At 54.5% G+C, this 14663-nt stretch carries 10 protein-coding genes; 6 read left to right on the top strand and 4 right to left on the bottom strand.

Translation table 11 applies throughout. The features are described from left to right. The first annotated feature begins 50 nt into the window (after positions 1-50). From amiA to ACUY4Q_RS06630, 3 genes are all read left to right on the top strand, one after another. Entirely contained in the window at positions 51-923 is an 873-nt protein-coding gene (gene amiA / locus ACUY4Q_RS06640; RefSeq protein ID WP_458046269.1) for an N-acetylmuramoyl-L-alanine amidase AmiA, read from the top strand. Then, positions 923-1825: an oxygen-dependent coproporphyrinogen oxidase gene (gene hemF, locus ACUY4Q_RS06635; protein WP_458046268.1), complete on the top strand. Its 903-nt coding sequence runs from the start codon at positions 923-925 to the stop codon at positions 1823-1825. Before amiA ends, hemF begins: the two co-directional genes overlap by 1 nt. Before the next feature lie 65 nt (positions 1826-1890). Further along, entirely contained in the window at positions 1891-3162 is a 1272-nt protein-coding gene (locus ACUY4Q_RS06630; RefSeq protein ID WP_458046267.1) for a YwqG family protein, read from the top strand. Between the two features lie 74 nt (positions 3163-3236). Here the strand turns inward: ACUY4Q_RS06630 and maeB are convergent, their stop codons facing one another. Further along, positions 3237-5516, bottom strand: coding sequence for an NADP-dependent oxaloacetate-decarboxylating malate dehydrogenase (maeB, locus tag ACUY4Q_RS06625; RefSeq protein ID WP_458046266.1), 2280 nt, complete (start codon positions 5514-5516; stop codon positions 3237-3239). A gap of 275 nt (positions 5517-5791) precedes the next feature. Here maeB and tal point away from each other — a divergent pair, with 275 nt between their 5' ends. Both tal and tkt read left to right on the top strand, forming a co-directional pair. After that, on the top strand, positions 5792-6742 hold the full coding sequence (gene tal / locus ACUY4Q_RS06620; protein ID WP_458046265.1) for a transaldolase: 951 nt from the start codon (positions 5792-5794) through the stop codon (positions 6740-6742). A gap of 20 nt (positions 6743-6762) precedes the next feature. Further along, positions 6763-8757, top strand: coding sequence for a transketolase (gene tkt, locus ACUY4Q_RS06615; protein WP_458046264.1), 1995 nt, complete (start codon positions 6763-6765; stop codon positions 8755-8757). 51 nt (positions 8758-8808) lie between these two features. Here tkt and ACUY4Q_RS06610 read toward each other — a convergent pair whose 3' ends face one another. The 3 genes from ACUY4Q_RS06610 to aegA form a co-directional block, all read right to left on the bottom strand. Then, positions 8809-9852, bottom strand: coding sequence for a DUF1176 domain-containing protein (locus ACUY4Q_RS06610; protein WP_458046263.1), 1044 nt, complete (start codon positions 9850-9852; stop codon positions 8809-8811). Between the two features lie 127 nt (positions 9853-9979). Further along, the gene (gene nudK / locus ACUY4Q_RS06605; RefSeq protein ID WP_458046262.1) at positions 9980-10555 is read right to left on the bottom strand and encodes a GDP-mannose pyrophosphatase NudK; all 576 of its coding nucleotides are present in this window, start codon (positions 10553-10555) and stop codon (positions 9980-9982) included. A 69-nt stretch (positions 10556-10624) separates the two neighbouring features. After that, entirely contained in the window at positions 10625-12604 is a 1980-nt protein-coding gene (aegA, locus tag ACUY4Q_RS06600; protein WP_458046261.1) for a formate-dependent uric acid utilization protein AegA, read from the bottom strand. Positions 12605-12828: 224 nt separating this feature from the next. Here aegA and narQ point away from each other — a divergent pair, with 224 nt between their 5' ends. Further along, positions 12829-14532 (top strand): nitrate/nitrite two-component system sensor histidine kinase NarQ, encoded by a 1704-nt coding sequence (gene narQ / locus ACUY4Q_RS06595; RefSeq protein WP_458046260.1) that lies wholly within the window; start codon positions 12829-12831, stop codon positions 14530-14532. Positions 14533-14663: the final 131 nt, after the last annotated feature.

Here is a 14663-nt window from a genome sequence, read left to right as displayed (position 1 = left end):
CCAGGACGATACGATATAACACCAGGGACTATGGATAATAAGACTGACGTATGAGCACTTCAAAACCGTTAAAAATATTCACCTCGCGCCGTCAGATGCTCAAAGCAGGCCTTGCCGCTCTGACGCTGACCGGCATGTCGCGCGCTATCGCAAAAGAAGACACAGCCCTTAAAACCCGCACGGGCCATAGCCCGGTAAAAGCCAAAAAAGCGGGGGGCAAGCGCATTGTCATGCTCGACCCCGGCCATGGCGGCATTGATACCGGCGCCATTGGCGGTAATGGTTCTAAAGAGAAACATGTGGTGCTGGCGATTGCCAAAAATGTTCGCACCATCCTCAGAAATAACGGCATTGATGCACGGCTTACGCGTAGCGGGGATACGTTCATCCCGTTATACGATCGGGTGGAAATTGCCCACCAGCACGGTGCCGACTTGTTTATGTCCATTCATGCTGATGGCTTTACTAACCCAAGCGCTGCGGGTGCATCGGTATTTGCGCTATCCAACCGTGGCGCCAGTAGCGCCATGGCGAAATACCTCTCCGATCGCGAGAACGCCGCCGATGATGTCGCGGGTAAAAAAGCCACTGATAAAGATCATCTGCTTCAGCAGGTTCTGTTCGATCTGGTTCAGACCGACACCATCAAAAACAGCCTGACGTTGGGCTCACACATTCTGCGCCAGATTAAGCCCGTTCACCGCCTGCACAGTCGCAATACAGAACAGGCCGCGTTTGTGGTGCTAAAATCACCGTCTATTCCCTCGGTGCTGGTTGAAACCTCCTTTATCACCAACCCGCAGGAAGAAAAATTGCTTGGCACAACGGCTTTCCGGCAAAAAATTGCCAGCGCCATCGCCTCCGGTGTGATCAGTTACTTTAACTGGTTCGATAATCATAAAGCCCATTCGACGAAACGCTGATGACCCTACCAGACACCCATGATGTAAAAGCCTTTCTGCTCAAACTGCAGGATGATATTTGCCAGAAGCTGTCCGCACTCGACGGTTCAGCCTTTGCTGAAGATAACTGGCAACGTGAAGCCGGCGGCGGTGGACGCAGCCGGGTGCTGCGCGACGGGGGAATCTTTGAACAAGCAGGGGTGAACTTCTCCCATGTCAGCGGAACGGCAATGCCCGCTTCCGCTACCGCCCATCGGCCTGAGCTGGCCGGGCGCAGTTTCGAAGCCATGGGCGTGTCTCTGGTGGTGCATCCGCGTAACCCCTATGTCCCCACCAGCCATGCCAACGTGCGTTTTTTCATCGCCGAAAAGCCGGGTGCTGACCCGGTCTGGTGGTTTGGCGGCGGATTTGATATGACGCCGTTCTACGGTTTCGAAGAGGATGCCATTCACTGGCACCAGACCGCCCACGACCTGTGCCAGCCGTTCGGGGAGGATATCTACCCGCGCTACAAAAAATGGTGTGACGACTACTTTTACCTTAAGCACCGCGATGAGCAGCGTGGCATTGGCGGACTGTTCTTTGACGATCTGAACACGCCGGATTTCGAAACCTGTTTTGCCTTTATGCAGGCGGTGGGTAACGGCTATACCGAGGCTTATCTGCCGATTGTTGAACGTCGCAAAGCGATGCCCTACGGGGAGCGTGAGCGTGAATTTCAGCTCTATCGTCGGGGCCGTTACGTGGAGTTCAATCTGGTGTGGGATCGTGGCACGCTGTTTGGCCTGCAAACCGGTGGACGCACCGAATCGATTTTAATGTCGATGCCGCCGCTTGTCCGCTGGGAGTATAACTACCAGCCAGAAGCAGGATCCCCGGAAGCCGCACTGCGCGAATTTATTCAGGTGAAAGAGTGGATTTAAGCCGACCTGTCGGCAATCCATTATCATTGATATAAATCTTACCTTGCAAAACAGGACACGCTGCCATGGACGATCGTATTCCTTGTAAGAATCCGCAATGCGCAAACCGCATCCTGCCAGCCACCGCCCTGCGCACCGAAGGGTTCTGCATGCCTTGCGTCAATGCGCGAAAAAGGCAGGAGCATGACGCGTTCATTAAGAAAAACAGGAAAACCATTAACGTCTTCGATGGAATAAACGATCCTGTTGAGATGTTAAAACGGGTACATGCGCCACGAGAACCCGATCCCCTGATTGCCTGGGTCCCCTGCCCTGTTCCCACTGACAAGCTTTATCAGCAGCTCTCAGCGGATGAATGCCTTCGTATGGCGGGTTACGCAGAGGAGTTGTTCGATAGCGGTTCACATGATCTCGCTCAGGAGATCTGTACCTGCCTTGCCGCTTTTACCGAGGCCCGTCTGGATAATGGTTTACGCAAATGGCTGCATGACGGCGACCTTGATTTCTATTCCGCCCTGCCTTTTCACCGTGCGCCACCCGATGTACGCGATGAGCTGTTGCATCGCATTGAAAAGGATGATGAAAACCGCAACGTTCTTCTTATTGCGCTGGCCTGGATAGGTGATGAGGTGGTGGTTGAGCACTTTAAACGCTGGCGTGAGAAACCGCTATCGTGGTGCCAGACATTGTATGTCCCCCCGCACCACTACGCGCATCAGGCAGGCTGGGAACTGACCGAAGAGGGACGCAGACGCGATCTCTACTTCAGGCGCTGTACCCATCTGGTCAAACAGGTTCCCGCCGAGCCGGGCCTCTTTCGCGCCGTCACGGAACCCGGTACCCATTGCCCGCACTGCGCGATGCCGCTGATTCATCTTTTTGACGTTGCCCCTGCTGCTGTTGGCCTCAGCAACGATGAATGGCCGGGCCACATTCGTATTCAAACCTGCCAGTGCTGCACAGCTTATGAAACGGTATATGCGAAGGTGGATTCGCACGGACAACCGCAGTGGCTTGAACAAAATGTCCGCTCTGCACTGGCATCAGAGAACGCAGCTGATTGGATAAGACTTCCGGTCGAGAGCTTGCACCTCGGCGAAGCGCGCCTGCCGCTGTTTGCGGCCGATCCGTTTTTACCGACCACATTCTCGCAGCTCGGTGGTCATCCTGCATGGGTTCAGGATGCGGAGTACCCCTTATGTCCGGAATGCGCGAAGACGATGATGTTTATGGCTCAGTTAAGCTATGAGGATATTGATGAATCTGCGGAGGGGATGCTGTACGGGTTTATCTGCCCGACCTGCCGGACAACGGCAACGTCGTACCAGCAAACGTAAACCGTGATGCGTAGAGCCTGACTCATCAGGCTCTACCGTTTCTCAAAAGCGCTAATGCACCATCCGTGAGTGTCTTACAGCGGCTGCGTCTGCGCTTCCACCACCGCCAGTGCCACCATGTTGACGATACGTCTCACCGACGCGATAGGCGTCAGAACATGCACCGGCTTCGCCACCCCCATCAGCACTGGCCCAACGGTTACCCCTTCTGAACTGGAAACACGCAGTAAGTTGTAACTAATACGGGCGGCTTCCACGTTGGGCATGATGAGAATGTTAGCCGACCCTTTCAGCGGACTGTCCGGCATACGCTCATGCCGAATACTTTCCACCAGCGCCGCATCCCCGTGCATCTCACCGTCAATCATCAGGTCAGGCGCACGCTCTCGCACCAGCGCCAGCGTGTCACGCATCTTTGTTGCCGCCAGCGATTTTGATGAACCAAACTGAGAATGGGACAACAGCGCCACCTTCGGTTCAATACCAAAACGACGCACCGTCTCGGCCGCCAGGAGGGTGATTTCCGCCAGTTGTTCGGCGCTCGGATCTTCATTCACGTAGGTGTCAGCAATAAAGGTATTGCCGCTTGGCAGCAGCAGTGCGTTCATCGCCCCTGCTGCATGCACCCCTTCGCGATGACCGAAGATCTCCTGCACCACACTATAGTGCTCATGATAATCGCCGATGGTGCCGCAGATCATCGCATCCGCCTCGCCACGGTGCACCATAATCGCACCAATAACCGTGGTATCGCTGATCACCGCCCGCTGCGCCTGCTCTTGGGTTATGCCACGGCGCTTCATGATGCTGAAATACTCCGTCCAGTACTCCTTGAAACGCGGATCGGATTCATTGTTGACGATCTCAAAATCCACCTCAGGGCGAATTTGCAGCCCCAGTTTCTGGATGCGCATTTCGATAACCCCAGGACGGCCAATCAAAATCGGTTTTGCCAGGCCTAAGGAAACCAGCTCCTGAGTAGCATGCAGCACGCGCGGCTCCTCCCCTTCGGTCAGCACCACACGTTTGGGATCTTTGCGCGCCAGGGAGAAAATCGGTTTCATAAACAGGTTGGTTTTGTAGACAAACTCGGTCAGCTTGTCGACGTAGCCATCCATGTCTTTAATGGGCCGCGTTGCCACACCTGATTCCATCGCGGCTTTTGCGACCGCCGGTGCGATCTTCACGATCAGGCGCGGGTCAAAGGGTTTAGGGATCAAATAATCCGGGCCAAAGCTCAGATCCTGATCGCCATAGGCCGACGCCACCACTTCACTTTGTTCAGCATGGGCCAGCTCTGCAATGGCATGCACCGCCGCCAGTTTCATCTCTTCGTTGATGGCGGTAGCGCCCACGTCCAGCGCCCCGCGGAAAATAAACGGGAAACAGAGGACGTTGTTTACCTGGTTTGGGTAGTCAGAGCGTCCGGTGCAGATAATCGCATCCGGGCGTACCTCTTTTGCCAACGGCGGCAGAATTTCCGGCTCCGGGTTTGCCAGCGCCAGGATGAGCGGTTGACGCGCCATCACTTTCACCATCTCTGGCGTCAGCACTTTCGGGCCAGAGCAGCCGAGGAAAATATCTGCCCCTTCAACCACCTCAGCCAGCGTGCGCTTACCGTCATCGTCAACGGCATAGGCGGCTTTGGTTTCCGCCATATTGGCTTCGCGATCCTTGTAAATTACCCCTTTGGAATCGCACACCACAATGTTGTGTTTTTGCATGCCCAGGGCCACCAGCAGGTTCATACAGGCGATGGCCGCCGCACCCGCGCCCGAGACCACCATACGCACGTCAGAGAGATTTTTCTCCACCACGCGCAGGCCATTAAGAATGGCTGCCGTACTGATGATCGCGGTGCCATGCTGATCATCATGGAACACCGGAATGTTCATCCGCTCACGCAGTTTGGCTTCGATGTAAAAGCACTCTGGCGCTTTGATATCTTCAAGGTTGATGCCGCCGAAGGTCGGCTCCAGCGCCGCCACCACATCGATCAGTTTGTCCGGGTCATGCTCATCGACTTCTATGTCGAACACATCAATACCCGCAAATTTCTTAAACAGTACCCCTTTTCCTTCCATCACCGGCTTACCGGCCAGCGCACCAATATTTCCCAGTCCCAGCACGGCGGTTCCGTTGGAGACCACGGCCACCAGGTTGCCTCGCGCCGTGTATTTGTAAGCGGCCAGCGGATCTTTCGCTATTTCAAGACAGGGCGCGGCAACGCCTGGGGAATAGGCCAGCGCCAAATCACGCTGTGTGGCGAGTGGTTTCGTCGGGGAAACCTGAATTTTCCCGGGATGCGGGAATTCGTGGAAATCGAGGGCACTTTGTTTTAACTGGTCGTCCATTTGCTGTTCCTTTCACGTATCTTTCAGATGTGAAGCGTAAACTTTCCAAATGCACCGACCAGTATGCCCCCGCCGCCCTTCTTAAACTTTGAACACCGCCAAAGTCTGACCATGCCATAACAAAAATTGTTATCAATTCATAACACTCTTGTTACAACCCAGCGAAAGCAGAACAGCCCCGGTCTGCTATGCTTTTTGGTTATGCACATCACATTTCTGAATAAGCAACTTTGTAAAACATTCATATAACACCCTGTTGTTAAAGGAGAATAACTATGAATCATTTAGACGGCATCAAACAGTTCACCACCGTGGTGGCGGACAGCGGCGATATTGAATCCATTCGTCATTATCAACCGGAAGATGCGACCACCAACCCTTCGCTACTCCTGAAGGCGGCTGCGCTCGATCACTTTAAGCATCTGATTGACGACGCAATTACCTATGGCAAAAGCCACGGTAAAACGCAGGAGCAGCAGGTGGCCGAGGCCTGCGACAAACTGGCGGTCAATTTTGGTCAGGAAATTCTCAAAAGCATTCCAGGCCGCGTCTCTACCGAAGTCGATGCGCGCCTCTCTTACGATAAAGAGAAAAGTATCGCCAAAGCCCGCAAGCTGGTGGGACTCTATCAGGATTTGGGCATCGATAAATCGCGCATTCTGATTAAGCTTGCCTCCACCTGGGAAGGGATTCGCGCTGCGGAAGAGCTGGAAAAAGAGGGGATCAAATGCAACCTGACGCTGCTTTTCTCTTTTGCTCAGGCCCGCGCCTGTGCCGAAGCCGACGTCTTTTTAATCTCCCCGTTTGTCGGTCGTATTTATGACTGGTACCAGCAACGCAAGCCGATGGACCCCTACGTGGTGGAGGAAGACCCCGGCGTCAAATCGGTGCGTAACATCTACGACTACTTTAAGCAGCACCGCTACCAGACCATCGTCATGGGGGCGAGCTTCCGCCGCACTGAACAGGTGCTGGCGCTGGCAGGTTGCGACAGATTGACCATTTCACCGGATCTGCTGAAAAAGCTTCACGAACAGGAAGGTATCGTTGAACGCAAGCTGATTCCCCCGACTCAAAGCTTCCCGCGCCCGGAACCGCTCACCGAAGCGCAGTTCCGCTGGGAACATAACCAGGACGCCATGGCGGTTGAAAAACTGTCCGATGGGATCCGTCAATTCGCGGTCGATCAGCGCAAGCTTGAAGATCTTATCGCTGCCAAATTTTAACTCTGACCAAGGAGAGTGTGATGTCCCGTAAAGAGCTCGCTAATGCGATTCGTGCCCTCAGTATGGACGCGGTACAAAAAGCCAATTCTGGTCACCCCGGTGCGCCAATGGGTATGGCGGATATTGCCGAAGTGCTGTGGAATGATTTTCTGAAGCACAACCCCAACGACCCCACCTGGTATGACCGTGACCGCTTTATCCTCTCAAACGGCCACGCCTCAATGCTGCTGTACAGCCTGCTGCACCTGAGCGGTTACGATCTGCCTATTGAAGAGCTGAAAAACTTCCGCCAGCTGCATTCTAAAACGCCGGGTCACCCGGAAATCGGCTATACGCCAGGCGTTGAAACCACTACCGGCCCGCTCGGTCAGGGGTTGGCGAATGCCGTCGGCCTGGCGATTGCGGAACGTACCCTTGCCGCGCAGTTTAACCAGCCTGGCCATGACATCGTCGATCACTACACCTATGTCTTTATGGGCGATGGCTGCTTGATGGAGGGCATCTCTCACGAGGTGAGTTCACTGGCAGGCACCCTGGGCCTTGGCAAGCTGATCGGTTTTTATGACCACAACGGGATCTCCATTGACGGGGAAACCGAAGGCTGGTTTACCGACGATACGGCCAAACGTTTTGAGGCTTATCACTGGCACGTGGTCCATGAAATTGATGGACACGATCCTGAAGCGCTCAAAAAAGCCATTGCGGAAGCGCAAAGCGTGAAAGACAAACCGTCGCTGATTATCTGCCGCACGGTCATTGGTTTTGGCTCACCGAATAAGGCCGGTAAAGAAGAGTCACACGGCGCGGCGCTGGGTGAAGAAGAGGTGGCGCTAACCCGTCAGAAACTGGGCTGGAAGCACCCAGCCTTCGAGATCCCTAAAGACATTTACCAGGCATGGGACGCACGTGAGCGCGGCGAGAAAGCGCAGCACGCCTGGAACGACAAATTTGCCGCTTACCAGAAAGCGCACCCGGAGCTGGCCGCTGAATTCAGCCGTCGCATGAGCGGTGGGCTGCCTGAGAACTGGGAAAGCATTACCCAGGACTACATTGCAAAATTGCAGGCGGAACCGGCAAAAATTGCGACCCGTAAAGCCTCGCAAAATGCGCTGAATACCTACGGTCCGGCGTTGCCAGAGCTGCTTGGCGGTTCGGCGGATCTGGCCCCCAGCAACCTCACCATCTGGTCAGGGTCTCATTCACTGAAAGAGGATCCGGCGGGCAACTACATTCATTATGGTGTACGTGAATTTGGGATGACGGCCATTGCCAACGGTATCGCCCATCACGGCGGCTTTGTCCCCTACACCGCCACCTTCCTGATGTTCGTTGAATATGCGCGTAATGCGGCGCGTATGGCAGCGCTGATGAAAGCGCGGCAGATTATGGTCTACACCCATGACTCCATTGGGCTGGGTGAGGATGGTCCGACGCACCAGGCGGTCGAACAGCTTGCCAGCCTGCGCCTCACACCAAACTTCAGTACCTGGCGCCCGTGCGATCAGGTTGAAGCGGCGGTGGGCTGGAAACTGGCGATTGAACGGCACAACGGGCCAACGGCGTTGATCCTGTCACGGCAAAATCTGACGCAGATGGACAGAACCCCCGAGCAGGTTAAGGCGATCGCCAAAGGGGGGTACATCCTGAAAGATACCGATGGTACGCCGGATCTGATTTTGATTGCGACAGGTTCGGAAATCGAAATCACGGTGCAAGCGGCGGAAAAACTGAGCCAGGACGGGCATAAAGTCCGCGTCGTATCACTGCCTTCAACCGATATTTTTGATGCTCAGGATGAAGCATACCGTGAAGCGGTTCTGCCTTCCGAGGTAAGCGCGCGCGTGGCCATCGAAGCGGGCATTGCCGACTACTGGTACAAATACGTCGGGCTGAAAGGGGCGATTGTTGGCATGACGGGCTACGGGGAATCGGCACCTGCCGATAAGCTGTTCCCCTATTTTGGTTTTACCGTCGAGAATATTGTCGAGAAAGCCAAACGCGTACTGAAAGTCTAGTCTCATGACATGGCCCGCTAGCACAAGCCTGGCGGGCAATACTGACTTTGCTTAACGCGTCACCCACAGCGTGGGCCACGCATCCGGCCCATGCCAGCTATCGCAGTTAGGTTCTTCGGCATAGCGCACAAGATTAAAGCGCTGGCCGTTGAACCGCCACCGCGTCATCACCCCACAATCGGTCAGCCCACGCCCTTTCGCCAGCGTCGTCAGCTCACGCCTTTTTTCATCAAATGACGCGTTCATTAACTCCAGATCATTACTGCCGTTAGAGGGGGTAAAAGGCAGTCTCAGACGGACGGGATGTGAAGCAAAGGGTTTTTCGCGTGACACCAGCCAGGCCAGATCCACCGTATTATACGCGCCGGCTTCACAATCAATAATCAGCAGTGCTTTATCATCCGTCAGGGCCGTCACCCGCACTTCCCGACGGCCAGGATCGAGGGAACACTGGCTATTGTTCATCCGCCAGTTGCCATAATCGAGCAGGTCATTAAGTTCTTCATGGGTGAGCGGTGTAGGGGTGGGATTAACCAACGCAACTTCTTTCAGTGCCGGTGCCGGAGGAACGCTGAGCGGGGGATCATCGCCTTTTTTGATCCACGCGGTTTCACTGCCGACACGTTTTTGCTGTGCATCGATAAAAAGCAGGGCCGCTTTCAGCCCCACCAGCGAAATAGTCCCCTTCCCGTCCCGTAATGAAATGGCTTGTGCATCCTGAATGGTTTGCAGGAAGGCAGTGATGGTCGCTGCATGGTCGGTCATCAGGTGCCACGGGGTAATCTGCCATCGATCGGCAGCCAGGGTCAGTGAGGTATTGTCCAACTTAAGCCGGGGGGCCAACGGTGGCTCTTTCGCCGAAGGCGGCTCGCGCCCTCCCAGATCGATACGTAACGCAGCGTCTGTATGCGCTCCCGCACTGCGTCCAAGGGTCATGACCAGGCCAAAATGAGCACCGGTGTTACGCGCCACGCAGAAGTTTTGATTATTACAGGTGACTTGCCAGTCTGAAAAAGACCGTTGCACCGGTGCCGCCCACAAGAATGTCGTCGGAAACAGACCCAGAATCAAAGCAAGCAAAACGCGGTAACGCATGAATAACACAGCCCCGGTAAGAAGATAGCAACATTTAACCCGCGTATCTTCGTGTTACCTCGCCTGCTGCTCAATCAGAATTATCGGATAGATTTATTTAAAATACACGTTATTAACCCCAATAAAATCAGTCCATTAGCCCTGTCGATTTTAAATATTGTAATAAAATCACCGCCTTGCCGTCGCGAATATCTCCGTTCGAAACCATGGCAAGCGCTTCGGTAAAGGGCAATTCAATCACCTCAATATCTTCATCTTCAACACCGCCGCCGCTGTTGGCGCGTGAACGTTCATCATATTCAGCAATAAAGAAGTGCACGATTTCTGTCACCCCGCCGGGAGACATGTAGAGTTCGAAGACCTTTTGAACGTCGCCAACCTGATAGCCCGTCTCTTCGACGGCCTCTTTGCGGATACACACTTCGGGCTCGTCGTCATCCAGTAAGCCCGCGCAGGTCTCAATCAAACGTCCGTCTTTATTCCCGTTTACCCAGGTGGCGATGCGGAACTGACGAATCAGCACCACCGTGCGTTTTTCGCGGTTATATAGCAGGATAGTGGCACCATTGCCCCTGTCGTAGACTTCACGTTTATGCTGGATGACTTCCCCGTTTTTACGCGTCAAATCGTAGGTAATGTTGCGTAAAATGAAATAGTTGTCAGAAAGGACTTTGTCTTTAATAAGGTCAATTTTAAATGACATACAGGCTCCACACCGTAATACAGTCCGCTACATATTACGCGGCGGAGCCTGGTTTGTCGCGACGGCGGATTAATGGCTGTCCGGTGTCGTTATGCCCATCCAGTCCATCATGCCCTGGGCCGCATGGCGGCCTTCCGCCATCGCCGTTACCACCAGATCCGCCCCGCGAACCGCGTCGCCACCGGCAAAGATCTTCGGATTGCTGGTCTGATAACGGTACGGGCTGTCCACGCTGGCGGCGATACGTCCCCAGTCATCCACCTGCACGCCGTGGGTTTCCAGCCAGGGCATTGAGTGCGGGTTGAACCCAAAGGCCATGATGACCGCATCGGCTGGCATCACAAATTCACTGCCTTCGATGGGTACCGGCTTACGACGCCCTTTTGCATCCGGCTCACCCAGTTGAGTACGCAGCAGGCGAATGCCAGTGACCTGGCCGTTTTTATCGATTTCGATGTTGACCGGCTGAACATTGAACTCAAACGCCGCACCCTCTTCCCGGGCATTTTTGACCTCTTTTTTCGACCCCGGCATATTGGCCTCATCGCGGCGATAGGCACAGGTGACATTTGCCGCGCCATGGCGTAACGCGGTTCGCACGCAGTCCATCGCGGTGTCGCCGCCACCCAGCACCACCACGTTCAGGCCTGCGGTGTTGACGTAAGGCTCTTCGGAAGACTCAGCGAGCCCCATGACCTGTTTGGTATTAGCAATCAGGAACGGTAGCGCATCATAAACGCCCGGTGCATCTTCATTGGGCAGATTGGCCTTCATTGAACGGTAGGTCCCCACTCCGACAAAGACCGCATCATAGTCATCGACCAGCGACTGGAGGCTCAGGTCTTTGCCGATTTCACAATTCAGTTCGAATCGAATCCCCATGGCGCCGAAAATTTCCCGCCGACGGGTAAGCAGGGATTTATCCAGCTTGAACGACGGAATGCCAAAGGTGAGCAGACCGCCAATTTCCGGGTGTCTGTCAAACACCGTAGCGCAAACGCCATGGCGGGCCAGGACGTCTGCGCAGGCAAGGCCTGCCGGACCGGCACCGATAATCGCCACCCGTTTATCAACCGCTTTGACGTGCTGTAAATCCGGTCGCCAGCCTTTTGCCAGCGCTTGATCGGAAATATAGCGTTCGATATTGCCGATAGTGACGGCACCGTACTCATCACGCACGGTACAGGCCCCTTCACACAACCTGTCCTGCGGGCAGACGCGCCCGGTGATTTCCGGCAGGCAGTTGGTCTGGTGCGACAGTTCGACGGCGGTTTCGATATCGCCGGCTTTCACCCGCTCGATCCATTGCGGAATGTGATTGTGTAACGGGCAGGTCCATTCGCACACGCTATGATCGCCACACGTGAGGCAGCGATCCGCCTCACGCTTCGCCTGATCGGCACGGAACGGCAGGTAGATCTCATCAAAGCCGGTTTTACGGGCGGCAAGGGGCAGTTTGTCCGGCTCACCACGCGGTGGCGTTCTGAGCATCTGTTTCACTTTGCTGTCGTTGAAGGTCGGGGTCAGTGCCGCCATGCTATGCCACGGCTGCGCCTGCTGGCTCGCCGCACGCAGGCGACGGTTTTTCGCCAGTTCAGCTAATCCTTCACGGCTCACCAACTGGAGCGCATCCGCCGGGCAGTTCTGGGCGCAGGCCGGACCTTCGGCGCGATCAACACAAAGATCGCATTTATGTGCCGTGGCTTTTACAGTGCCGTTACCGACAGGCTCAACCAGAATTTGCATCGTGCCAAACGGACAGGCGACGGCACAGGATTTACAGCCGATGCATTTATCCTGATTGACCTGGACTGCGTCATTGACACGGCTAATTGCCCCATTCGGGCAACTGCGCGCACAAGGGGCGGCCTCACAGTGATGACAAGTGACCGCACTTCGCTGACGTTGATTTTTTACAACCGTAATTCGGGGATGAAAATGTGCGTGGCTTAAAACGTGCTGCTCGTGGTTATGCGCCATCACACACGCCACTTCACAGGCACGGCACCCAATACACTGCTGGCTGTTAGCCATAATAAAACGATTCATGGCAACCTTCTTTTCTGGTTTAATAAACCCTGGTTTTTATATGAACAATGTATTTACCTGGGCTATTCAGGTCGGGCAATGTACATTTGCACAGAAGCGTTGCTTAATTGTCACGCGCATGTTGCAGATCAATTTATTGCGCCATAAATGAAAACCACTCTCATGTAACAGGCGTCTGACAACTTGCTGTTGCCGGGTCGCTTCAGGCAGCAGGAATCACTTTTGTGACCGTAAAACAACCTGTTTCAGCAAGCCTCGCTAAAGCTTTTTTCTATATTGTCTTGCTCTCGCTGCTCTCCACCGGCGTCGCGCTGGTGACGCTTGCCAGTAGCCTGCGTGATGCTGAAGCCGTCAATATCGCCGGTTCACTGCGCATGCAAAGCTATCGTCTGGGATATGACCTGGAGCGGCAGGCCATGGAAACAACTGCCCATCGCCAGATTTATCAGCAGTCACTGAATTCGCCAGTCTTACAGCAGCTTAACCGCTGGTATGTGCCTGATATTGTTGGCGTTCGTTATGCGCAATTGCAGGAAAGCTGGCAAGAGATGGACGCGCGCATTGGCGCAAATGACAGGGCATGGTACCAGGATAATATTCAACGATATGTAGAGAACATCGATCAGTTTGTTCTCGCGCTTCAGCATTACACCGAACGAAAAATGCTACTGGTACTGACCATCTCGCTGCTCGGCGCTGTAGGCATTTTTATGCTGGTATTTTTCACCCTCCGACGCATTCGTCATCAGGTGGTTACCCCTCTCAAACAGCTGGTGGTGGCAAGTCAGCATATTCAGCAAGGTCACTTTACCTATCCGTTACTTAATGCCCATTTAGACAACGAACTCGGCCTGTTGGCCTCCACGTTTGACCGCATGTCGGGTGAACTGCACAAACTCTATCGCACCCTTGAAGCGCAGGTAGAGGAGAAGACGCACGATCTCCATGAAGCGCACCGTCGGCTCGAAGTGCTGTACCAGTGTTCTCAGGCACTCAATACCGGCCAGATTGACGTCATGTGTTTCCGTCATATTCTGCAGATTGTCTCTGACCACGAAGCCGCTCTCTTTCTGGAACTCAACGTCGGGGAGCACTGGTCCATACAGCAGGGCGAGAAGCGAGAATCTCTGCCCATACACTCCCTTGTGGTAGAGATGCAGGATAGTGTTTTTGGCGAATTGCGCTGGCAGAGCACCGATCATCAGGCCTCGGCACTTCTGATGCGCAGCGTGGCGTCGATAATCGGGCGCGGTCTTTACTTCAACCAGGCGCAAAAACATTATCAGCAACTGATGCTGATGGAAGAGCGCGCCACCATTGCCGGTGAGCTGCATGATTCGCTCGCTCAGGTTCTCTCCTATTTGCGTATTCAACTGGCGCTGCTTAAACGCGCAGTACCCGATGAAAACCACGCGGCACAAACCATCATTGCCGATTTTTCCCGGGCCCTGAACGATGCCTATCGCCAACTGCGTGAACTGTTAACCACGTTCCGCTTAACGGTGTCACAAAGCGACCTCCCCTCTGCCTTAAAAGAGGCGCTGGACCTGCTGCAAAATCAAACGCCCGCGCAGGTGACCCTCGACTGCCGCCTGCCGACCCTGGCGCTGGATGCCCAGCAACAGGTCAACGTTTTACAAATTGTTCGGGAAGCGGTGATTAATGCCATTAAGCATGCTGACGCCACCGCCATTACGGTGAGCTGCGTGACCGACCCGGACGGGCTCTACTCGGTCTATATCCGCGATAATGGTAAAGGGATGAACAATACTCAGCCGGAGGGGCACTATGGCATGAGTATCATGCGCGAGCGCGCAGGCCGCCTGGGTGGCACCCTGACGTTTTCTCGCCCACCCGGCGGCGGAACCCTGGTTCAGTTCAGATTTCCCGTTGCGGCAATTAGCATAAAAAGCCCACAAAGGACCTGAAAGGCCCTCTACGGCTAGCGCGAGAAAGCGAGAGTTGAGCTAAGGTTAGTTATCCATGCTTATGCCTTGATTTTGCATGATAATTTACACTTTCTCCTTATTTTCTCCACGATTGTGTTCGCAGTTAACGC

It is taken from the genome of Phytobacter cepae (genome assembly GCF_054165735.1).
This window is presented reverse-complemented; position numbering and strand designations above follow the sequence as displayed.

Bases quoted from the DNA above. Each gene is read 5' to 3' on its own strand.
- amiA (WP_458046269.1), top strand. From the start codon at position 51: ATGAGCACTTCAAAACCGTTAAAAATATTCACCTCGCGCCGTCAGATG.
- hemF (WP_458046268.1), top strand. From the start codon at position 923: ATGACCCTACCAGACACCCATGATGTAAAAGCCTTTCTGCTCAAACTG.
- ACUY4Q_RS06630 (WP_458046267.1), top strand. From the start codon at position 1,891: ATGGACGATCGTATTCCTTGTAAGAATCCGCAATGCGCAAACCGCATC.
- maeB (WP_458046266.1), bottom strand. From the start codon at position 5,516: ATGGACGACCAGTTAAAACAAAGTGCCCTCGATTTCCACGAATTCCCG.
- tal (WP_458046265.1), top strand. From the start codon at position 5,792: ATGAATCATTTAGACGGCATCAAACAGTTCACCACCGTGGTGGCGGAC.
- tkt (WP_458046264.1), top strand. From the start codon at position 6,763: ATGTCCCGTAAAGAGCTCGCTAATGCGATTCGTGCCCTCAGTATGGAC.
- ACUY4Q_RS06610 (WP_458046263.1), bottom strand. From the start codon at position 9,852: ATGCGTTACCGCGTTTTGCTTGCTTTGATTCTGGGTCTGTTTCCGACG.
- nudK (WP_458046262.1), bottom strand. From the start codon at position 10,555: ATGTCATTTAAAATTGACCTTATTAAAGACAAAGTCCTTTCTGACAAC.
- aegA (WP_458046261.1), bottom strand. From the start codon at position 12,604: ATGAATCGTTTTATTATGGCTAACAGCCAGCAGTGTATTGGGTGCCGT.